This is a genomic window from Paenibacillus ihumii, assembly GCF_001403875.1.
GTDB lineage: Bacteria > Bacillota > Bacilli > Paenibacillales > Paenibacillaceae > Fontibacillus > Fontibacillus ihumii.
In genome coordinates this window covers 62,266-82,787 of sequence record NZ_LN884299.1, presented here as the reverse complement: position 1 = coordinate 82,787, position 20,522 = coordinate 62,266, and the positions used below count along the sequence as shown (strand labels likewise).

Genomic DNA, 20,522 nt, shown 5'->3' with positions numbered 1-20,522 from the left:
TTCATACAATAGGGTCTGTCCTGAAAGCTGATGGGGAGGACGACATCCTCAGCAATAAAATAAGCGGCGCACATCATGTGCGCCGCTTATTTCTATTTGTTCGTCTCGATTACTCCTCATGCTATGAACGGGTGCTGCGTCCGCTTGTTCCTAAATTATTCAACAGGCAGATCCGGAAGCTGACGCACGTAGCTGTCCGAGAGGTGCAGCAGCTGCAGCGCGCGGTCATACTCGGTTTGCGTGGATAGATTATACGCCGCTTGAGCTCCGTCATACGGAAAGTGAATGCCGTCCTGATACTCGATTCCAGGCACGAACAAGGCCTTGTCGTTCAGGAATGAGCCCGAAGGCAAATAATAGCGCTGCGGCAGCAGATTGTATTCCTGGTTGAATAGATCCTGGCCGAAGTGGATGTGCTGATCGAGTGAAATCCCCAGCAAATTCGCCAAGGTCGGCAGTACGTCGACCTGGCCGCCGATCGTGTCCATAACCGCGGGACCGGAGCCGTTCGGCGCTGAAATGATGAGCGGAATGTTAATCATGTCGATATAGCTGTATTCCCTGCCGTAAATTTCCTTCATTAGCTCCAAGCCGCGTTTGTCCAGGGAGTACATCGGCAGGCCGAGATGGTCACCGTAGATCATGATGATGCTGTCATCCCAAATGCCCCGCTGCTTCAGGTCCTCGATAAACTCGCCAAGGGCATGATCCGCGTAATTCTGCGCCTGGATATAATCGCCGACCATATTGTCCTGATAGCGCTCAGGGAGCGGGAACAACCGCTTCTCCTCCGGCAGGGTGAACGGATGGTGCGCCGTCATCGACAGCACATGAGCGTAGAAAGGACGGTCCGCATCATGCATCTTCTGAAGCTCATCGATCGTTTTCTTATACAGCACCTCATCGGAAGGACCGAAGAAGACAGTATCCTCGCTTCCGAAGAACGTTTTATCGTAGAAGCGGTCGAAGCCCAGCGCCTCGTACAGTGCGCGGCGATTCCAGAAGTCCACGACATTGGTATGGAAGGTGGCCGTATCATACCCCTGGGCCTTGAGCAGCTTCGGCAGGCTCGGGAGCTGCTTGGAAGCATAATTTTGCGTAGCTGCCTCGTTATAAGGAATGTAGAAGGAGGTATTCACGACGAATTCAGCATCGGAAGTGTTGCCCTGGCCGACCATTTGGTAGAAATGCTTGAAATAAATATTGTCCCGGGCGAGCTCGTTCATCGTCGGAGTCACTTCCTTGCCGTCGACCTTGAAATCGATCAGGAAATTCTGGAAAGACTCCATTTGGATGATGATGACGTTCTTGCCCTGAGCCGCTCCAAAATGGACGGGCTCCGCGAGCGGAGCGGCAATGCCTTTGATTTGGTCTATTTTCGCTTGCGTGATTTCCTTCTTGTCAGTCAGTTCAGGTTCCTTGCTTTTAAAAATGGCGTAAGTCTCATAGTTGAGGATCCCCATTTGCTCAGCCTGCTTGATTTCGTTCATGCTGGCCCGGTTCGGCCAAATGTTGAAGATGCAGAGGGCAAAGGAGACCGCAAAGATGACGGCGGCCACGCTTCCCCGAACCTGATTCAGGTTGAAGAAGCTTTTGAGCTTGTGGGCTCGTTTTTTACGCATCAGCCAGAAGCCGAGCAGCACGATATCCAGAAAAATAAACAGATAGTAAGGATCAAGCAGGGAGAAGACGCTGTTCTTGACCGCAGTAACCTGATTAACCTGCTGCAGCGCATGATAAGTAACGATGACGCCGTAATATTTATAGTACATAATAGCCGCGAATAACACGGCTGTTATGATAAGGTTTACGACGAGATAAATGCCGATCTTACGCTTGGACGAGAACCACTCGATCAGCGAGAACGTGACCCAGATAAACGGAATTTCCTTCAGCAGCGGTCCCCAGGGCTGTGCCCCATCGAAAATGGCGAGCCAGGCGATATAGATTTTCAGAATCATGATGATGGAGAAAAAAACAAACGGCTTCGTATGGATTCGACGGATTCGTTGCATTAAGGACACCTTTGTTCCCTTCCTTTCAAAATATAGACAGAGCGCAAGGCCGGCTGCCTGCCGCTTACACTCTGTTAACATAAGTATATAAATCCTCTAATATAATACCTCATATTCCAGGCAGATGAAAACTTCGCTGAAAGCAGTTGGCCATTGACTAGAGGCTATAATAGCTGTTAAATTAGATGTAACCTCGAAAAAGGGAGAGATTTTGATGTTGGTGGTCGTTCTTAACTAATGAATTCCATATAGACTGTAATCTGAACGGGAAAAGTGCCGTTGCTGCCGCAACACGCGCTTGGCTTCGTGCACCCAAATTACAGTCTGCGAATTTAGTTAAGAACACGCAGGACATCATACAGCGCCTTATTTTGCTGTTTGTGTTATCCAGAACATGGAGCCGTGCTGTCGTTCAGCACGGCTTTTTTGATTCTGAATAAACTTACAGCCGAGGAATACAAGGGCTAAGGATGCGCTATGTGCATTCTTACGCCCTTTTTTTGTTGTACAAAAAAAGAATTAGGAAGGAAATGGAGGTTGTAACTAAAATGGAACAATTTACACTTGGCATGCTGGAGTATGACAGCATAAAGGAGAAGCTGGCCAGCTATGCGGTATCCTACGAAGGACGATTACGGGTTCAGAAGCTGGCGCCGCTGGAACGGAGAACGCAGATCGAGCAGGCGATTGAGGAGACAGCAGAAGCGAAGGCCCTGCTCTCGGCGGGAGCTAGCGTCCCGCTGCCATCCCTGGAGGGGATTGATTCCGTTATATCCCTGCTTGGTACAGGATATATGTTTGCCGAGAAGGATTTTACCGCTATTCAGACATTTCTGTACAGCTGCGGACAACTGAAGAAGTATATGGCGGCCAAAGAGGGGCTTGCTCCACGGATCGGCATGTATGCAGCATCCCTGTACGAGCTGCCGCAGCTCCAGCAGGAGATTCTGCGCTGTATTCGCCATGGCGTCATCGTGGATGGAGCGAGCCGTGATCTCGATCGAATCCGGCGGAGGATGACGATGCTCAAGGAGAAGATTCAGAAGAAGCTGCAGGCGATCATGTCCAGACATGCTTCCATTCTGCAGGAAAATTTGGTCAGTATGCGGGGAGGTAGATACGTAATTCCTGTGAAGAAGGACTACTACAAGCAGGTGAAGGGAAGAACGCTGGATCACTCCACGAGCGGACAGACGGTGTTTGTAGAGCCGGATGAGATCGCGGCGCTGCAGGGCGAGCTGGAGATGCTGGCCGGTGACGAGGCGCGTGAGGAGGCCAAAATACTCAGTTATTTATCGGAGCTGGTGGAGAAGGAGGCTTATGAGCTCTCGCAAAATATCGAAATTACCGGCACCTATGACTTCATTTTTGCCAAAGCTAAATACGCCGCGGCCATCGGTGGAGTGGCGGTACAGATCAGTGGGGACGGCGTTAGCAGAGTCAGGGGGGCCCGGCATCCACATCTTCTGCAAACGATGGTGCCGCTGAATTTGGAGATCGGCTCCGCCTACAGGACGCTTATTATTACCGGGCCGAATACGGGCGGGAAAACCGTCGTGCTGAAAACCTTCGGCCTGCTTGCCCTAATGGTGCAGTCTGGCCTGCTTGTTCCTGTTGATCCGGGCAGCAGGTTCGCGATTTACAACCGCGTTATGGCTGTCATCGGCGATGGACAGAATCTGGAGCAGTCCTTGAGCACCTTCTCCGCGCAAATCAGGAGTCTAGTCCATATGATTCAAGAGGCGGATCCGAATACGCTGCTTCTGATCGATGAACTGGCCGCAGGAACCGATCCGGGAGAGGGCATTGCCTTATCGATGGCGATTCTGGAGGAACTGGGCCGCAGAGGGGCGACCGTCATGGTGACGACTCATTTTAATGAGCTGAAGACGTTCGCTTCGCATACGGAGGGCTTTCAGAATGCCCGGATGGAGTTTGATCCGGAGACGCTGATGCCACTGTATCGCTTGACGATCGGCGAGGCCGGCCAAAGCTATGCGATTGAAATCGCAAGCAAGCTGGGGATCTATCCGGCCATTATTGAGCGCTCGAGGGAAATCGTTACCCGGCAAGCAGGCAGTGCATCAGCAGAGCCGAAGCTAAGCGCTTCGGAACTGCGGCCGTCTGGTCAGAGCTTCGAAGAAGGTGAGAAGTGCTCTGAGGCAGGTGCGAAGCTTTCCGAGGGAAGAGGGGGCCAAACCGGGACAAACGCGAGGTTGCTCGACGCAAAAGAGGATCACCCCGAATCAGACACAAAGCTTTTTGATGCCAAAGGGGAGCCCTCTGGATCAGATGTGAAGCTCTTAGACGCAAGAGAGGATCACCCTGAATCAGACGCAAAGCATCTTGATGCCGATGGGCAGCGATCCCATGCGAATGCCGAGCGCCCTGAGGCTGCCAAAGGTTCCGGAGCTGGAGCCGATGAAATTCGCGGCGCAAATTATGCCCCCGCTTCGGATGCTGCCGAGGATAAGAAGACGCGGGCTCCTGTATTTGAAGTGGGAGATGCCGTATGGGTGACCTCTTACGGCAAAATTGGCATCGTCTTCGCGGCCGAGGATCACCGGGGACAGGTCGGCGTTATGATTCAAAAGCAAAAATGCAAAGTGAACAGGAAGCGCTTGAAGCCTTACATCAAGAAGGATGAACTGTATCCCGAGGATTACGATATGGATATCGTATTCGAGACCAAAGAGAACCGGAAGAAAAGCAAGCTGATGCGAAAGCGGCATGTGGAGGGATTGGAGATTATTCACAGGCCCGACGATTATTAACGAGTAGACGATAGGGATGATTAAGCGGAAAAAAGGCCAGGGGACAAAGTATCCCCTGGCCTTCATCTTCTCCTAAAGATCGACAAATACTGTTAATATTTTTCTTTTTTTCAAAATATGTTTTTTGTCATCATGGGTTATGATGGGGTAGACCAGTAGAGAGAAGGTGAACTTATGGCTTACAAGGCACTAAATAGCATGGGCCGGACCGCCAATCGCCCCAAAGTTAGCGGGGAACTGATGAACACCATCGAAAACCTGCGATCAGAATTAATGAATGCTGCTGGAAGCAGCAACTTTAGCAGTAAGACGGTGCTGGAATTAAGTCAGCGTCTCGATAAATATATCGTACAAGCTCAGAATCAAATGCTTGGCAAGCAGGACTTTGCGTCCGGAGTGCCGAGCGCTTCACGGATAAAGGAGTGTACCTCCTCTGAATACCGTTTCGGATCAACGCTGTAGGCGTCGGCATGTTCCGCACCGTCCACGAGCAGCAATTTTTTAGGCTCCGGCTTATGCTCATAGAGATCTTTGCTCATATGAGTAGGTACATAACGGTCCTCTGTGCCATGCACAAACATAACGGGTAAAGTGCTCTGCTCGACCGCTTTGAGCGGACTTACCTGCTTTAGTCTGAACCCCGCCTTCCGTTCCAGCTGCCTGTCAATCAGGGAGAGGAGCGGAAAGGCGGGGATTTTATTTAGCACGCTTAGCTGATAGCGCATCAGCTCTGTCAAATCGGAATACGGGCAATCCGCAATCACGAATTTCACGTTCGGATGGGCGATGGCCAGGTATTCAAGAACGGTTCCTCCGCCAAAGGATTGACCGTGCAGGCCGATCGTGATATCGGTGCCGTAATTGTCCAGCAGCCAGTTGACCCATGCCTCGACATCATATTTTTCGAAATAGCCGTAGGTCGTGTATTTCCCTTCGCTGTTGCCATGCCGTCGCTGGTCAATGAGCAGGATGTTAAACCCCTCCCGCTGGAACAAATCCACGTATTGGGCGGAGACATGCAAGGATACGGTATAGCCGTGCACGATAATGACCCATTGCTTGGAGTCGGGGCAGGTGTCGAGAACATAGCCGCTCAAGGACAGGCCGTCCTTGGAAGTGACCTTCACTTCCTTTTTTTCGAGCATTTCGAACCGCTCCCGTGAGTAGATTCCCGTTTTCTCCAGGTAATTAAATATATTCTCGTACGTCTGCAGCTTCATTTGGGTAATTTGGCGAAAGCCGAATCGCGTCAAGAGACTGGCAGCCAGCATTACCACCAATAGGATTACAACTAATACGGTGTAAATCATGGGCAGGCATCCTCCTGTATTCCTTCCAGGTTTGTTCTTTTTTGTAACTATAGTATCACCGGAATCGGGCGAAGAAAATCGAAGAAGCTTTAAATTTGTTTGCAAAATGAGAGGTTATAATTTATCTTTGACTCGTTCTGCCTGTTTGTGATTAGCTATATACGGGCTATGAAAGGAGTAGTGCAAATTGTACAAATGCGAGGGGCAAATACCGGTTATTGAAAGCGAGCGGCTCCGCCTGAGAAGAATGGAACGGTCGGATGCGGAGCGGATGTTCCAGATTTGGAGCGATCCCGAGGTTGTTAAATACATGAACATTCCGCCGTTTGCTTCGGTGGAGGATACGCTCGAAATGATTCAATTGCTCAACGGGTTGTCGGAAAGCGAAGACGCCTTGCGCTGGGGCATCGAGCTGAAGGAGGATGGGCAGCTGATCGGCAGCTGCGGCTTCAACGTCTGGGAGCTGTCCGGCGCTTACCGCGGGGAGATCGGCTACGATCTCGGCCGGGAGTATTGGGGGTTCGGATATATGTCCGAGGCGATGCGGATGCTGCTGTCGTACGGTTATCAGACGATAGGCTTGAATCGGATCGAAGCGCTGGTGGATCCTCGTAATTCCGCTTCCAGAAGACTGCTGCAGTCTTTTGAGTTCACCGAAGAAGGCCTGCTTCGGCAGTATCAGAAAACCGAGGATGGATTCGTCGATTTGTTGATGTTCTCGCTGCTGAGGCAAGAATATTATGCGGGAGGGAAAGCATGGTGATACTAAATGGCAAAGACCATAGATTTCCGTTACAGCGCCTTGATCCGCTCAGCAAGCTGATCGCTCTGTTCTGTCTGGCTATTTTTGCGATGAGCACCGATCGGCTGCTCCCGCAGGCGGCGATGCTGCTGTTCGTCCTGGCGGCGGCTTTGGCCGGTGCTGGGATGGGCGCGGCCCGGCTTTGGCGGCGTATGCTGTTTATCGCAGGCTTCGGTTTGCCGCTGTTTGTGCTGACCTCCATATCGGCAGCGGAAGGGAAAATGTATTTCAGCATAGGTCCGGTTCCGGTCACGGAAGGCGGTGTAATGCATGGGGCAGCGATTACTCTGCGAATGATGGTCTTGTTCCTGTCATCGATCATTTATATCGAATCTACGGACGCCAAGGATTTCATCGCTATTATGGCACAGCGTCTGAAGCTGCCTTACCGTTTCCTGTTCGGGGTGTCGATGGCGCTAACGTTCCTGCCGCTGCTGGAGGCCGAGGCCAAAATATCCGGTGCCGCACGCCGAATTCGCGGTGGACGTGCTCCCCGGGGCATCGGTGAACGCCTGCAAATGTGGCGCAGCCAGTTGTTCTCGATCTTTGCCGGGGCCATTCGCCGTGTGCAGCAAACCGCCGGAGCGATGGATGCCAAGGGGTTTGGAGCCTATGGCAGCCGAAGCTATCTCCGTGAAGTTAGGATGGGTGCAAGCGGCTATGCCATCTCCGTGATGAGTGTCGTTTCATTGGCGTTCCTTATGCTGATCTAAGAAACGCCGATGGATGTTTTTAAAAAAAGACGTACCACAGGCAGCCCTAGATTTCATTGGGATTAAGGAAAGGCTCTGCTCTGCGGTCCTTTGAAAGTTCACTCGATGAGATGCGCGGTAGGCTCGATATATTTTGCTAAATTTTTAAAAAAGGTCTTGACGAATTCTAATTGTTAACCTAAATTCATATACGTGGTTAACAATTGGTGTGAAAGGAAGATAACAGTGAACAAAGGGAATGCAGCAAGAACGATCTTTACGGCTTTTACGACGATGGATATCGTGTTGATGGCGATGCTGGCCGCGGCGAATGCGGTGATGACGGTATACTTGTCTCCTGTCAATCAGGCGCTGAACAGCATTGGAGGGCCGATCTTGACCTCTACGATCACCGGGCTGTATATGATTTACGGGCTTCTTGCTTATTACATCATTCGTAAACCCGGGACTGCGGTCATTACATATAGCATTGGTGCAGTTGTCCAATCCTTCATGGGAACGGCCTATGGGCTCGCTTCATGCTTTGCCGCGGCGGCATGCTATATGGTCATTGCGGAGCTGATCTTCGCTATTTTCAAATACCGGAATTGGGGCTGGCCGGTAATGCTGCTGGCTGGAGGCGCCATGGTGCCGATCTGGTTCTTTGTGGCTGCGCAAATGTACGGCTACATGGTATGGGGAACGAACATTCTGCTGATTGCCCTCGTTGTCCGTACGATCAGCGGCGTGGTACTGTGCGGCTTGCTGACCAAGCTGCTGGGAGACGCCTTGGCCCGCAGCGGCTTGCTCCGGCGCTTTGCCGTTAGCAGCAGGGGCTGATCGGTTTGGTAGCGACGATGCCGAGTACGGTATTGGATTTGCAGGACGTCACCTTTCGATATGAGCCGGACGAGAGCCCGGCGGTAGAGCATATTACGTTTGCTGTCCGCGCCGGGGAATGGGTTGCGGTTACCGGGCACAGCGGAAGCGGCAAATCGACGATTGCCCAGCTGCTGAGCGGTTATCTGCCGCGATCCGGCGGCGGCATTCGCGAAGGGATTCTGCGCGTGGACGGGCTTGACCCGGCCGAAGCCTCGATTGCCGAGGTGGTGCAGCGCATCGGCGTTCTGTTCCAGGACCCTGATGCGCAGCTTGTGCAGGGGCGGGTAGAGGACGAGGTTGCCTTTGGCCCCGAGAATCTGTGCCTTGAGGTGGCTGCGATCGAAGAGCGGGTCACGGACGCGCTTGCCGCGGTGGATCTTGCGGAGCGGCGGCCTGACAGCGTCCATTCGCTGTCAGGCGGTGCTGCCTGCCTCAGCTCCGGCCGAGCCTGCGGCTGTGCCGCAGGCAGGGCAGCCAGCGCTGAGTAAGCGGGAGCAGCAGCGTACTGCACCTGCCCATGCCGCAGGGTCCCCGCAGTCGTCTTCACCCTCGGGCGTACATGCCGCGCAATCCCTGCAGTCGTCTTCACCCTTGGGCGTACATGCCGCGCAATCTCTGCAGTCGTCTTCGCCCTCGGATGTACGTGCCGCAGAGTCCCCGCGGGCATCTTCGCCTTCGAGGGCGCAGGACGCATCGTCCCCGCTGCTCCGAATCCAGGGCCTGACCTTTGCTTATGGCAAATCCGGCCCGGCGGTGCTGCATAATGTGAACTTGACGCTAGGCACGGGCGAATGGCGCTTGCTCTGCGGGGAGAACGGCTCAGGCAAGACGACATTGTCCAGGCTGCTTATGGGCTTGCTGTCTCCACCGCGCGGAACTGTATGGTGGGAGGGGAAGGATGCTTCGAAGCTCAAGCTGTATGATCTCGCCGCCGAAATAGGTTATGTCTTTCAGCAGCCGGAGCATCAGTTCGTGGCCGATACGGTGTTGGAGGAGCTTCTGTACGGACCGCGGTTTCAATTGCGACTCAAGCCGGGGGAGCCGCTGCCGCAGGGGGTCAGCTTGCGAGCCGAAGAGCTGCTGAAGGGCATCGGGCTTGCCGGGCGCGCACAGGACTCCCCGTATCTGCTCAGCGGCGGGGAGAAGCGCCTTCTCAGCGCCGCTGCTGCCATGATGCTGCCGAAGAAGCTTTATATTCTGGATGAGCCCACTGCCGGAGCGGACTATAAGGGCGCTGGGGCGCTTGCTGCGCTGTGCCGGCGGGCAGTGGCCGAAGGGGCGTCCATAATGATCATTACCCATGAGCCCGAGTGCTTTGCGGGCGAGGATTTATCGATCTGGACGATGGATCAGGGCAGGCTGCAGCTGTAGCCTGCTTCTTCCTTTTTATATAGGCTTCCTTTATACTATTAGCTTACAGACTTTCATTCGGAAGGGCTGCATACAGCTTATCTCCGATAATGGGTTCTTTGCGGCGATCAGGTTGGAATGCGGCATGAGCCTGAGTTGCCAAGTCCTAGATTAGGAAGTCATTAGAAAGGAAGTCATCTCTTTGAATAAGTCATTAAAAAGAAATTATATTCTGGCCGGCTTATTGCTATCGACGTTCCTCGCAGCCATTGAAGGGACCGTCATCGGCCCGGCAGGACCGCGTATTGTCGGCGATTTGGGCGGGGTAGCCCTGCTGAGCTGGGTATTTACCGCCTATCTGCTGACAATGGCCGTCTCCACTCCGATATTCGGCAAAATGAGCGATCTCTACGGTAGAAAGCCCGTCTTCATTATCGGATCTTTGTTATTTTTAGCGGGATCATTGCTATCCGGGCTCTCGCAAAGCATGGAACAGCTGATCATGTTCCGTGCGGTGCAGGGGATCGGAGCCGGTGCGCTGATTCCAGTCACGTTTACGATTATCGGCGATATCTATTCGATCGAGGAGAGAGCCAAGGTTCAGGCCTTGATCAGCTCGGTGTGGGGAATTTCCTCGCTCGTTGGCCCGCTGCTAGGCGGGTACGTTGTCGATTACTTTAACTGGCGCTGGGTATTCGGCTTTAATGTGCCGTTCGGCCTCTTATCGCTGTTGTTTATCATGAAATTCCTTCAGGAGAACATCGAGAAGCGGAAGGTAAAAATCGATATTGGCGGCGCAGTTACCTTTACGATCGGGGTTACAGCTCTGTTGTTCGGCCTCGCTCTGGGCGGGCAGCAGTTGGCATGGACGTCTCCGTGGCTGTTGGCTATTTTGGCCACGGCTGTTCTGTCGCTTATATTGTTTTTCATCGTGGAGAATCGGGCGGAGGAGCCGCTGGTACCTCTTAAATTGTTCAAAATCAGGGATATTGCTTATTCCAATATTGCCAGTCTGTTGGGCAGCGCCCTGCTGATCGGCCTAACCTCTTATTTACCCCTATGGGTTCAGGGGGTGCTGGGCAAGAATGCGACGATGTCCGGGCTTATACTCGCCCCGATGTCGATTGGCTGGCTGCTTGGTTCTGTATATGGAGCGCGCTGGATTATCAGCAAAGGCTCCCGATATACTTCCCTGATCGGTATGATTTTTATTGCTATGGGGGCACTGGGCATCGCATTTATTACAGAGGATACGCCACTGTATCTGCTGCTTCTGTTCAACGCCATGTACGGTATCGGCTTTGGCCTGGCCTTTACGGTGTTTACGATCATCGCCCAATCATCGGTCGGCTACAGTCTCCGGGGCGCATCGAATGCGCTGAACACCTTTACGAAATCGATCGGACAGACCATCGGTGTGGCTGTATTCGGCACGCTCATTAATCTGCGGATCGTTGCCCAGACAGCGGCCGGAACCCCGTCCGGAATTCAGGTAACCCAGGATGACATTAACAATCTGCTGTCGCCTGAAAAAGTCCATATGCTGCCTGTAGAGCTGTGGAGCGAGCTGAAGCATGTGCTGCAGAACAGCTTGCACACGCTGTTTATCGTCATGGCTGTACTTTCGGTTGCCGGAGTGGTGTCGGTGGTTGGCCTGAGGAACCGCGCGCCCAAAGCCGAGGGCGAGGAAAAGGCCAATGTATAAAAGCGGCGCCATCTCCGTACCTTAACAGGAAAGGGGAGGTGTTACGATGAATGAGGATTGGATCGTGGATCAAGGCACTTTAGTCAAGGCCTGGCAGGAGCATTTGCCGGAGTATCTTAACCCGGGCGATACGTCCAGCGTTCAGGCTGATCTTGCCGACCCTTACGGCTTGCGGATACATATCCATGCGGAGGGGCGGCAGGATTATTCCTTCGACTTTCAATGCTCCTATTTGGATCGGCGGGAAGTAAAGGTCCAACTGGTAGATGCAGAGCGTGAAGGCATGACGGTGAATGAACAGTCCGAGCAGGTCCAGAATCTAACGGAGGACTACGTTCGGCATATTCATGAGTGCGCGCAGGCGCTTCATCGCATCACGAATCCACAATAGGAAGCGAATGCTGCAGGATACAACAAAGGCTGCTCCCCCGCCCGGCGGAAGGATGCAGCCTTTTGCGCGTAAATCTGCGCGTTCATTATTTTCGTGCGAGTGGAGCCAGCTTCTCAGCCTCCCGGCCCATCTTCTTCAGCAGCGTAATCATAAGCTGCTTCTCTTCCTGATTCAGGCCGCTCAGGGCGTAATCAATCCGTTCGGAAAATTCCGGATACAGCTTGTTCATCAGCTCCTTGCCCTTCGCGGTCAGCTCGGCGAATATCACCCGGCGGTCCCGCGGGCAAGGCTGACGCTGCAAGTATCCCGCCGCCTCCAGCTTGTCGATCACATACGTTACGTTGCCGCTCTGCAGCAGCAGCTTGGCCCCGATTTGCTGAATAGGCTGCGGTCCTTTGTAATAGAGGACCTCCAGTACGGCGAAGGCTGTCGGATTGAAGCCCTGAATCTTGCTTCCCGTTACGGCATGCTCATTGACACTTTTGAAAGACTTGGCAAATACCCGGTACAAGTGCAGTGATAAATCTGTTCCGCGTTCCTCGGTCTTCAACATTATCATCCCGCCTTAATCTATATTTTACATACTGTCATAGAAAGTAGAATCCATATGTGCTTGCTCTATACTTCACATGTTAGGGCACGGCAGATTTTTTAAAAATATAATTTATCACAATTTACGGTTTTCATATTTAAAACTTGAATAAAAACGGAAAAGTTCATTTTTTATCCAAAAATTAGGAATGAAATATATATCATTCCAGTGCTTGAAGTCTGTTTGCTTTATGTTATTTTTCGGAACAGATCCGCAGTAACAGCGTATATACTGCTAGATAGAAAGACTGATATTCAGGCAAGGCGGACAGTCGAGCAGGCGGACAGACATGTGAATTGGCAGACAGCCGACGAAGGGATGGACAGCGGGCGGACGGGCAGACGGCAGCTGAGCACCGACAGGCAGTTGAGGTGAATAGATGAACAGATGAAGGCCGAGCAGATGGGCTGACCCATAGATAAATGGATGAACATATATGACGAGATGGAATACGAATAGACGGCAAACAGCATATGAACAGACGAAACAGATAGAGTTAGATCAGGGATAGGGAGGGGTATAAGTGGAAAAATCGATGAAGGCATTGCTTGAGGCTAATATCAGCGAAGCGGGCTATGAGGCTGGGAATCCCAAGATCCATAACGTCTCCTTGACCATCCGTCCAGGTAAACTGACGGGCTTGATCGGGGCCAACGGGGCCGGAAAGAGTACAGTAATCAAGGCGATATTAGGACTTCTCCCCTATGCGGATGCCTCCATCCGATTCAAGGACGGCAGCGGGCAATATGCATATATTCCGGAGCATCCGGTATTTTATGAAAATTTGACCTTGTGGGAGCATCTTGATTTGGCTGCTGCCGTATACGGCCTGGAGCAAAACGAGCTGGAGGCGGAAGGCGAACGCCTGCTGCAGAAGTTCAGGATGACGGAGGTCCGGCACCATTTGCCAGGGGGCTTCTCCAAGGGAATGCGGCAAAAAATGATGCTGATGATCGGCTTCTTGAACCGGCCTGATATTTATATCGTAGATGAACCGTTTATCGGTCTGGACCCGAGGGCAATCAAGGATTTCCTGGGACTGTTGGAGGAAGAGCGGCAGCGCGGCGCGGGAATTCTCATGTCGACGCATGTGCTCGATACGGCGGAGCGGATTTGCGATGATTTTGTCATGATCTCGCAGGGGAGAATCGCTGCCCGGGGAACGCTTGAGGAGATTCGATCTGCAGCCGGGCGGCCCGAGGCCCCGCTGTTGGATTGCTTTGACGTCCTGGCTGAATAAGATGCAGGGAGGAGAGAGGAGGAACAACATGTCTGGAACAAGCGGACTTCGGAGTCGAATCCACAGTCACTTCATGCGCCGCTGGAGAGACCATCTGCGCAAGCAATTCGGCGTTATACGCTCGGTGGCCGATTCAGCGGTGCTGTTCTATATCGGCATTCCGGCTCTGCTGGTGATCCTGAGGAGCTCCTATGGCTTGTGGCGCGAGGAGCTGCCGGATTGGCTGCTTCAGCTCCCATACGCGGTCATTCCCATATTGCTGTACGTCATTATTTATATCGGAGGCGGCCTGCTGACTTATCAGGAGGCGGCCGATGTCCTGTTCCTGAGGCAGAGCAGGGAGTGGAGCAAGGGAATCATCTTCCGCGGCATCCTGGCAAGCATGGCGGCACAGGCGCTGCTTCTGGGGCTGGCGGTTGTATTTCTCATGCCGGTTCTTGTTCGCGTATATGCCTTAAATGAAATCGAAATATTGCTCCTATATCTCACAGCGGTGGCTGTTAAAGCTGCTTCCATGCTGGTCGGCAATTTAGTCGGTATTGTAACGCAGGGATGGCGAAGGGCCTTGCTGGAATTAGTGGCAGCGATTGTCTTGGGGGCCGTATTCATTGCCGGGGCGCTTCTGCCAAAAGAGAACTGGCCCGCATCGATCATTCTAGTCATCGCCATTTGGGCGATGGCCGCCTGGCTGATCAGGAAGAGAATGCGGACCGAAGGTAAATTTGATGCGGAGATTCGCATGGAGGAGTACGAGAAGACGAGGCTGACGGGAATGGTTCTATCCGGAGCCGTAAGCAATCCCCGCAAGTCAAGAGCCCGGCCGTGGCTCTTCCGGCGTTCCAACCCCGTGCTTAAATCCGGCCTCCCGGAGGACAGGGTTGCCGCAGCAACGATGAAATCCTTCTTTCGTGGAAGCGAGCTTGTGCTGTATGCCCAGTTTACAGGCCTTGGGATTGTAGCGGTTACCGTTCCGCCATTTCCGGTGAATATCGTGGTGTTCATTTTGCTGATCTCCTTGCTGTATTACTGGATGAACGGGTATCGAAAGCTTTTTATGGAAAAGGATCTGCTGGTCCTGCTGCCGGTTGAGCCGGAGCTGAAGCTTCGTTCGGCCGTCCCCTCCAATCGGCTTCTGCTGCTGCCCGGCGTAGTCATCATCAGCGGGGGACTGGGGATATCCTTGCTCGACCGCATTTGGGGCATCGCCTTAGCGGTTCCTGCTGCTGCGTTCATGATAGCTATCCCCTGGATATGGAAAATAAAACAGCGTCTAAAAAGGGAGTAAGCCGAGGCTTACTCCCTTTTTCCGGCATGATGGCCTGCCGTATAGCCGGTTGCAAAGGCTGCGGTGATATTGTAGCCTCCTGTATATCCGTGAACGTCCAGCACTTCACCGCAGAAGTACAGGCCCTGCATGAGCTTGGAGCCCATCGTCTTCGGATTGATCTCCTTCAGGTGCACGCCTCCTCCCGTCACGAAGGCTTCCTCGAACGGGCGTGTTCCGCTTGCCTGAAGAGTGAAATTCTTCAAAAGCTGAATCCAGGCAAGCCAGCCCTCCTTAGGCAGGTGCTCATAGGTTGTCTCGCCTGGAAGCTTGGCCCGTTCAAACAGCAGGGGGAGCAATCGCTCGGGAATGATGCCCTTAAAGACGTTTTTGAGCGCTTTTTTCGGCTCGGCTGCGGCTAGCTGGCGCATGTCGTGCTCTAGGCCGCCGATCTTCTTATCGGGAAACAGATCGATGGACATCGTGACCTGGGATACATTGTGCTTCTTCTTAACGCCGCGGATAAAGCCGCTGCAGCGCAGGGCGATCGGTCCGGATAGACCGAAGTGGGTAAAGATCATATCTCCCTGATGGGCTATGACGCTCTTTCCCTTCGGATCAAGAAGCGATAGCTTGACATTACGCAGCGAAAGGCCCTGAAGCTCCCGGCTTGCGATGAACGGCTCTTTGGACACGATCGGCGTCTCGGTCGGGTACAGCTCCGTAATCGTGTGTCCCGCCGCTTCAGCCCAGGGATAGCCGTCCCCGGTGGAGCCGGTATGCGGCACGGATTTGCCTCCAGTGGCTACAATGACGGCGGAAGCCTTGTACATTTCCCCTGAGTTTAGCTTCACGCCTTCTACACGGCCGCTGCCGTAAATGATTTCCTTAACAGGATGGTGAATGAGAAGGGTGACGCCAAGCGACTTGGCTTTGCCGATTAGAGCATTCACCACGGTCTTGGCTTTGTCGGATACGGGAAACATTCTCCCGTTATCCTCTTCTTTGAGCGCGATGCCGAGTCCCTCGAAGAATGCGATGATATCGCGATTGCTGAACAGGGAGAAGGCGCTGTGCAGAAATCGCCCTCCTCCCGGAATATACGTAATCAGCTCATCAATCTCCTTGGCATTCGTTACATTGCAGCGGCCGCCGCCGGAAATCCCCAGCTTACGTCCCAGCTTGTCCCCCTTGTCCAGAAGCGCTACGCTCGCGCCTTGCTCTGCTGCGGCTATGGAGGCCATTAATCCCGAAGGCCCGCCTCCGATGACGATCACATCATATTTTTTCATGGGATGTTCCTTTCATTTGCACTTTTTACCCTATTTTTCGGATAGAATCGCATTATTTTATTTCTTTAAACATGAAATATTGTAAAACTTTGTCGGCTATGCTTTAATCGAAATGAGTATAGTATTCTTCCGCCTGAGGAGGGAGAACTTGGATGCAGTAAAAGAGTTTGTGATGCAAATTTTGATAGCCGGTTTGCCAGCATTTCTGTTTCCGTTATTTGCGAAATGGAGCAGCTTTGGACGGGGCTCGAATTCTTCCGTTCCCCAATCCGCTGCTTCTATCACGCTGGCGGCTCTGTGCGCCGCCAGTATTCTGCTATGCGCCCTGTTCTCTCGTTCGCCCTGGGACGAAATTCCGCTAGATTTCGGGAATATGCCCCTATTTGCATTATTATTATATGGCAGCTGGCGTGCAGGCCTTGCGGCGATGATTGTCCGGGCTGCCGTATTTCCCTTGTACGCAGTCCATTATACTTGGACAGGCTGGCTAGTGGAAACCGGATTGCTGCTGTGTCCCCTCATCTTGATATCCTTCAGGCGGTTCAAGGGGATGCAGATGCAGGAAAAAGCGGTAACCCTGTTTTTATGGTTCGCGGCAGGGCAGATGCTGGCGGTGGCCTCGCCTGTATTGGCCGGCAGCCTCCAATCGGGTCAAGTTCAAGCTCTTGTCAAGGCCGTTTTGATCCATTTGGCTGCCGCGGCGATCGTGAGCAGCCTGTTCAGCCGCTCTATGAAGATCGCTGCCGAGAGGAGCAGGCTGCACGGGCAGGCTGCTGATTTATCCAGCAAATATTTTGAAGAAGCGGAGAAGCTGCAGCAAATCATGGATGCCGCTCCGCTTAATATGATTTTAGTGGATCGCCAAGGCTGTCTTGTCTCAGTGAATGATACATTTCTTCAATTATACCGAAATGCATTTCCTTCCGCGACCAGGGAGGATTTGACCGGCAGGAAGCTAAGCGGGGATTGCGGCGGCTTCAATGTGGACCTGATTGCCGCAAGGGTTGCAAGGACGCTGCAGGGGGAAGCCCAGACGACGGAGCTGCTGCAGTTAGACGATAAAGTATTCTTTACAAGCGTATCCCCGATCGTCAAGGGCAGTACGAGGGAAGTGACCGGCGCAGTCATCATTGTGCAGGACATCACTGAGCTCGAGACGCTGCGGATGGAGCTGAACCATGTGGAGCGATTAAGCCTTGTCGGCCAAATGGCGGCTGGGATCACGCATGAAATCCGCAATCCGATGGCTGTCGTCAGAGGCTTCCTTCAGCTTATACGCGAGAAGAGCACCAGTGATCTCGATCATTATTATCGGATTGTGATGGAGGAGCTTGACCGGGCGAACAGCATCATTAACGATTTTCTCGCTTTGGCGCAGAACCGCATCGTCGCGAAGGAGCTCTGCAATCTTCATCACATCATTGAGGAGCTCAAGCCGCTGCTGTGGGCTGACGCCAACCTGCGCGGACAGAGCATTGAGATCAAGTTGGATGAACGCGTCCCCCTCCTGTATTTGAACGCCAAGGAAATCAAGCAGCTGATCCTCAACCTGGCCAGGAACGGTATGGAGGCCATGGAGAAGAAGGGACTGCTGACGGTCGGTACCGAGCTGGAGGGAGATGGGGTCAAGCTGTATGTCGCCGATACCGGTGCCGGAATTTCTCCTGCCCAGCAGCAGAAGCTCTTCGCCCCTTTCTACACGACAAAGGAAAAAGGGACAGGCCTTGGCCTTCCGTTATGCCTCAGCATCGTGGAGCGGCATGGCGGCAAAATTACCGTCACCTCCAGGGAAGGAGTCGGAACGACGTTTATATCTTATTTTCCGATCCAGTCCGATTTAACGCTGCCCCGAGGCTAGAGAAGCCGTCCGACTTAAAGTTGCTTTCCTCCTTTAGGAATGTATAATAAAATATAGCGTGCACAGATGAGAGAAAGGTCACAAATCTGTGTTAATTTGTTTTAAGGAGTGAAAGCACATGTCCATGTCATTTGATCAATATATGCGCGATATGGTTCAGCCGATGAGAGACGAACTGACTTCATTAGGCATTCAGGAGTTGAGAACGCCGGAGGATGTTGAGGCCAAGCTGCCGACAGCGAAAGGGACGGCCCTAGTCGTCGTTAACTCTGTATGCGGCTGTGCCGCCGGACAATGCCGCCCGGGCGTAGCCAGAGCGCTGCAGCACGATTTGACGCCGGATCACCTCTATACGGTGTTCGCCGGGCAGGATAAGGAAGCGACAGCCAAGGCACGCGAGTATTTTGCGCCATACCCGCCTTCATCTCCTTCCATTGCCCTGCTGAAGGATGGCGAGCTAGTTCATTTTATCGAGCGCCACCAAATCGAGGATCGTTCGGCGGAGGAAATTGCCGCTGATTTGACCAGCGCATTCGACCGTTTCTGCCGCTAAGGAGATTCGTTAAGCCCCGCTGATTTCGGTATTTTTCCGATTGGCGGGGCTTTTTTAATGCTGCCTAGGCACGAGGATTGTAGAACTTGATTATGAGCGAAAGAGGGATGCAGGGATGAGCTTGCAGCGGGAAATCATTGAACGGCTGGGCGTCAAGCCGAGCATTAACGTGAATGAGGAAATTGCGGCGCGCGTCGATTTTTTGAAAAATCATGTAAAGAGCTCTCGGGCGACCGGGCTATTGATCGCTATCAGCGGCGGATTGGACAGCGCCGTTGCGGCAGGGCTCTGCAAACGGGCTGCGGATGAGCTGACGCAGGAGACCGGGATGGAGTATATAGCATTAGGCGTATTCCAGCCCTACGGCGAGCAGGAGGACATCGGGCACAGCTACGAGGCGGCCCAGGCACTTGGACTTGCGCATACGCTGGAGACGAATATCGAGGATACCGTGGATGAGATCGCTCTGGAGGCAGAGCACGGGATGAGAAGCCTCGGACAGTTCAGGCATCTGAGCATAGCGAACAAAGGAAGTGTCAAGGCCAGAGCCCGCATGGTTATGCAGTATGCCTTGGCCGAGGAGCTTAATCTACTCGTTGTTGGAACGAGCCATGCATCGGAGGCCCTTGCCGGATACTATACCCAATGGGGCGATGGAGCGGCTGATCTCATGCCGCTGGGTTCATTGAATAAACGTCAGATACGCCAAATCGCTGCCGCCCTGGGCGTCCCGGACAGCATGATCAGCAAAGCTCCAACGGCCGGCCTGTGGCCGGGACAGAACGACGAACAGGAAATGGGCGTCAGCTACGAAGACAACTGCGACTATTTGGAGGGCAAAGCCGTAGAATCCGGAATTCAGAGGAAGCTGGAAGCCAATTATATGAAAACGGAGCATAAACGCAGTCCTATTCCATGTATATAGTAGTGAGGGATATTATCAAAAAGGTCCTGCTCCTTAAGGAACGGGGCTTTTTTGCTGCAGTATAGGCCAGGCTGAACTTCCTTTAAAATTTGTTGAATCTTTCTATTGGATTAAGTCGTATATATAGCTAGAGTGTTGGAAGAAATTATGGTATATTTTAGCAAGTAAACTTTTTGGGAGAATAAGGGAGGAGTAGCGTTGAAGAATGTATTTACGATTTTTACTTCGCCAGGAGAAACTTTCGAAAGAATAAGGGGAAGCAAAGCAGCCTGGATACTGCCTACAATTCTTGCAATTATTATGAGCCTTGTTTCGATCGCTTTACAGATGCCTTACTTGCTGGATTTTACAAGAGAGACTTGGCTAAAGATGGGGAACATAGATCCTGCGCAGATCGAGCAGATGCTGGGTATGACCGTTGTAACAAGCTATGTCGGAGCCGTTATCGGAATTATCTTCATGGTCTTTCTTATCGCGCTCCTGCTTGTCCTGTTGAACCTGATCGTGCGCGGCGAAGGGAAATATATGCAGTTCGTTAGTGTGGCCGCTTATGCAGGCTTGCCGACGGCTATCGGTACATTGTTAACGTCTGTACTGCTTGTTGCGATGGATGCCAAATCCCTTGGCGATGTATCGCTGAGCCTTGGGGCGCTGGTAGCGGACAAGACGGGGATGATGTATAAAATTCTCTCGCTGGTAAATCCGTTCTCGATTTGGGGGTTGTATTTGTATGTAGTGGGGGCGGCAATCATGATGCAGCGGCCTCGGAAGAAGATTGCGATTTGGATTGTAGCGGTATGGGTGATTTATTCACTTATTATGATTTTTACGGCTCCAGCAGTCTAGTACATAGGATAGGGTGATTAATTTGTTGAGG

At 52.6% G+C, this 20,522-nt stretch carries 19 protein-coding genes; 15 read left to right on the top strand and 4 right to left on the bottom strand.

Annotation, left to right across the window (positions count from 1 at the left end; all coding sequences use genetic code 11):
- Nucleotides 1–155: 155 nt before the first annotated feature.
- Nucleotides 156–2,015 carry an LTA synthase family protein gene (locus tag BN2762_RS08245; RefSeq protein WP_055109839.1) on the bottom strand — a complete coding sequence of 620 codons (1,860 nt, stop codon included), beginning with the start codon at nucleotides 2,013–2,015 and terminating at the stop codon, nucleotides 156–158.
- Nucleotides 2,016–2,563: 548 nt separating this feature from the next.
- Between BN2762_RS08245 and BN2762_RS08240 the strand changes: the two genes are divergently transcribed.
- Nucleotides 2,564–4,789 (top strand): endonuclease MutS2, encoded by a 2,226-nt coding sequence (locus tag BN2762_RS08240; protein ID WP_055106556.1) that lies wholly within the window; start codon nucleotides 2,564–2,566, stop codon nucleotides 4,787–4,789.
- Between the two features lie 174 nt (nucleotides 4,790–4,963).
- On the top strand, nucleotides 4,964–5,251 hold the full coding sequence (locus tag BN2762_RS28040) for an aspartyl-phosphate phosphatase Spo0E family protein (protein WP_074048599.1): 288 nt from the start codon (nucleotides 4,964–4,966) through the stop codon (nucleotides 5,249–5,251).
- Here the strand turns inward: BN2762_RS28040 and BN2762_RS08235 are convergent.
- Nucleotides 5,152–6,099, bottom strand: coding sequence for an alpha/beta hydrolase (locus BN2762_RS08235; RefSeq protein WP_055106555.1), 948 nt, complete (start codon nucleotides 6,097–6,099; stop codon nucleotides 5,152–5,154). The two genes, BN2762_RS28040 and BN2762_RS08235, sit on opposite strands and share 100 nt — an antisense overlap.
- Before the next feature lie 187 nt (nucleotides 6,100–6,286).
- Here BN2762_RS08235 and BN2762_RS08230 point away from each other — a divergent pair, with 187 nt between their 5' ends.
- The 7 genes from BN2762_RS08230 to BN2762_RS08200 all read left to right on the top strand — a co-directional run bounded on the left by BN2762_RS08230 (nucleotide 6,287) and on the right by BN2762_RS08200 (nucleotide 11,921).
- On the top strand, nucleotides 6,287–6,862 hold the full coding sequence (locus tag BN2762_RS08230) for a GNAT family N-acetyltransferase (protein ID WP_055106554.1): 576 nt from the start codon (nucleotides 6,287–6,289) through the stop codon (nucleotides 6,860–6,862).
- Nucleotides 6,856–7,614, top strand: coding sequence for an energy-coupling factor transporter transmembrane component T family protein (locus tag BN2762_RS08225; protein ID WP_055106553.1), 759 nt, complete (start codon nucleotides 6,856–6,858; stop codon nucleotides 7,612–7,614). The genes BN2762_RS08230 and BN2762_RS08225 overlap by 7 nt, the downstream gene beginning before the upstream one ends.
- Before the next feature lie 273 nt (nucleotides 7,615–7,887).
- Nucleotides 7,888–8,433 carry an ECF transporter S component gene (locus tag BN2762_RS08220; RefSeq protein ID WP_055109837.1) on the top strand — a complete coding sequence of 182 codons (546 nt, stop codon included), beginning with the start codon at nucleotides 7,888–7,890 and terminating at the stop codon, nucleotides 8,431–8,433.
- Between the two features lie 5 nt (nucleotides 8,434–8,438).
- Nucleotides 8,439–8,963: an energy-coupling factor ABC transporter ATP-binding protein gene (locus BN2762_RS27570; RefSeq protein WP_055106552.1), complete on the top strand. Its 525-nt coding sequence runs from the start codon at nucleotides 8,439–8,441 to the stop codon at nucleotides 8,961–8,963.
- Nucleotides 8,896–9,846, top strand: coding sequence for an ABC transporter ATP-binding protein (locus BN2762_RS08210; RefSeq protein ID WP_222861040.1), 951 nt, complete (start codon nucleotides 8,896–8,898; stop codon nucleotides 9,844–9,846). Before BN2762_RS27570 ends, BN2762_RS08210 begins: the two co-directional genes overlap by 68 nt.
- Nucleotides 9,847–10,021: 175 nt before the next feature.
- Entirely contained in the window at nucleotides 10,022–11,530 is a 1,509-nt protein-coding gene (locus tag BN2762_RS08205; RefSeq protein ID WP_055106550.1) for an MDR family MFS transporter, read from the top strand.
- 46 nt (nucleotides 11,531–11,576) lie between these two features.
- Nucleotides 11,577–11,921: a hypothetical protein gene (locus BN2762_RS08200; RefSeq protein WP_055106549.1), complete on the top strand. Its 345-nt coding sequence runs from the start codon at nucleotides 11,577–11,579 to the stop codon at nucleotides 11,919–11,921.
- Nucleotides 11,922–12,006: 85 nt separating this feature from the next.
- On the opposite strand, the gene BN2762_RS08195 is transcribed toward BN2762_RS08200, so the two are convergent.
- Entirely contained in the window at nucleotides 12,007–12,474 is a 468-nt protein-coding gene (locus BN2762_RS08195; protein WP_055106548.1) for a MarR family winged helix-turn-helix transcriptional regulator, read from the bottom strand.
- A 574-nt stretch (nucleotides 12,475–13,048) separates the two neighbouring features.
- On the opposite strand from BN2762_RS08195, the gene BN2762_RS08190 reads away from it, so the two are divergent.
- A complete protein-coding gene (locus BN2762_RS08190; protein WP_055109834.1) occupies nucleotides 13,049–13,753 on the top strand; it encodes an ABC transporter ATP-binding protein in 705 nt (234 codons plus the stop codon).
- A 28-nt stretch (nucleotides 13,754–13,781) separates the two neighbouring features.
- Nucleotides 13,782–15,038 (top strand): ABC transporter permease, encoded by a 1,257-nt coding sequence (locus BN2762_RS08185; RefSeq protein WP_055106547.1) that lies wholly within the window; start codon nucleotides 13,782–13,784, stop codon nucleotides 15,036–15,038.
- Nucleotides 15,039–15,046: 8 nt separating this feature from the next.
- On the opposite strand, the gene BN2762_RS08180 is transcribed toward BN2762_RS08185, so the two are convergent.
- Entirely contained in the window at nucleotides 15,047–16,309 is a 1,263-nt protein-coding gene (locus BN2762_RS08180) for a BaiN/RdsA family NAD(P)/FAD-dependent oxidoreductase (protein ID WP_055106546.1), read from the bottom strand.
- A gap of 148 nt (nucleotides 16,310–16,457) precedes the next feature.
- Between BN2762_RS08180 and BN2762_RS08175 the strand changes: the two genes are divergently transcribed.
- The 4 genes from BN2762_RS08175 (at nucleotide 16,458) to BN2762_RS08160 (ending at nucleotide 20,491) form a co-directional block, all read left to right on the top strand.
- On the top strand, nucleotides 16,458–18,167 hold the full coding sequence (locus BN2762_RS08175; protein ID WP_055106545.1) for an ATP-binding protein: 1,710 nt from the start codon (nucleotides 16,458–16,460) through the stop codon (nucleotides 18,165–18,167).
- Between the two features lie 118 nt (nucleotides 18,168–18,285).
- Nucleotides 18,286–18,720 (top strand): BrxA/BrxB family bacilliredoxin, encoded by a 435-nt coding sequence (locus tag BN2762_RS08170; RefSeq protein WP_055106544.1) that lies wholly within the window; start codon nucleotides 18,286–18,288, stop codon nucleotides 18,718–18,720.
- A 115-nt stretch (nucleotides 18,721–18,835) separates the two neighbouring features.
- On the top strand, nucleotides 18,836–19,645 hold the full coding sequence (gene nadE / locus BN2762_RS08165) for an ammonia-dependent NAD(+) synthetase (RefSeq protein ID WP_055106543.1): 810 nt from the start codon (nucleotides 18,836–18,838) through the stop codon (nucleotides 19,643–19,645).
- 198 nt (nucleotides 19,646–19,843) lie between these two features.
- Nucleotides 19,844–20,491, top strand: coding sequence for a Yip1 family protein (locus BN2762_RS08160; RefSeq protein ID WP_055106542.1), 648 nt, complete (start codon nucleotides 19,844–19,846; stop codon nucleotides 20,489–20,491).
- Nucleotides 20,492–20,522 lie beyond the last annotated feature (31 nt).

Bases quoted from the DNA above. Each gene is read 5' to 3' on its own strand.
- BN2762_RS08245 (WP_055109839.1), bottom strand. From the start codon at position 2,015: ATGCAACGAATCCGTCGAATCCATACGAAGCCGTTTGTTTTTTTCTCC.
- BN2762_RS08240 (WP_055106556.1), top strand. From the start codon at position 2,564: ATGGAACAATTTACACTTGGCATGCTGGAGTATGACAGCATAAAGGAG.
- BN2762_RS28040 (WP_074048599.1), top strand. From the start codon at position 4,964: ATGGCTTACAAGGCACTAAATAGCATGGGCCGGACCGCCAATCGCCCC.
- BN2762_RS08235 (WP_055106555.1), bottom strand. From the start codon at position 6,099: ATGATTTACACCGTATTAGTTGTAATCCTATTGGTGGTAATGCTGGCT.
- BN2762_RS08225 (WP_055106553.1), top strand. From the start codon at position 6,856: ATGGTGATACTAAATGGCAAAGACCATAGATTTCCGTTACAGCGCCTT.
- BN2762_RS08220 (WP_055109837.1), top strand. From the start codon at position 7,888: ATGGATATCGTGTTGATGGCGATGCTGGCCGCGGCGAATGCGGTGATG.
- BN2762_RS08200 (WP_055106549.1), top strand. From the start codon at position 11,577: ATGAATGAGGATTGGATCGTGGATCAAGGCACTTTAGTCAAGGCCTGG.
- BN2762_RS08195 (WP_055106548.1), bottom strand. From the start codon at position 12,474: ATGTTGAAGACCGAGGAACGCGGAACAGATTTATCACTGCACTTGTAC.
- BN2762_RS08190 (WP_055109834.1), top strand. From the start codon at position 13,049: ATGAAGGCATTGCTTGAGGCTAATATCAGCGAAGCGGGCTATGAGGCT.
- BN2762_RS08185 (WP_055106547.1), top strand. From the start codon at position 13,782: ATGTCTGGAACAAGCGGACTTCGGAGTCGAATCCACAGTCACTTCATG.
- BN2762_RS08180 (WP_055106546.1), bottom strand. From the start codon at position 16,309: ATGAAAAAATATGATGTGATCGTCATCGGAGGCGGGCCTTCGGGATTA.
- BN2762_RS08170 (WP_055106544.1), top strand. From the start codon at position 18,286: ATGTCCATGTCATTTGATCAATATATGCGCGATATGGTTCAGCCGATG.
- nadE (WP_055106543.1), top strand. From the start codon at position 18,836: ATGAGCTTGCAGCGGGAAATCATTGAACGGCTGGGCGTCAAGCCGAGC.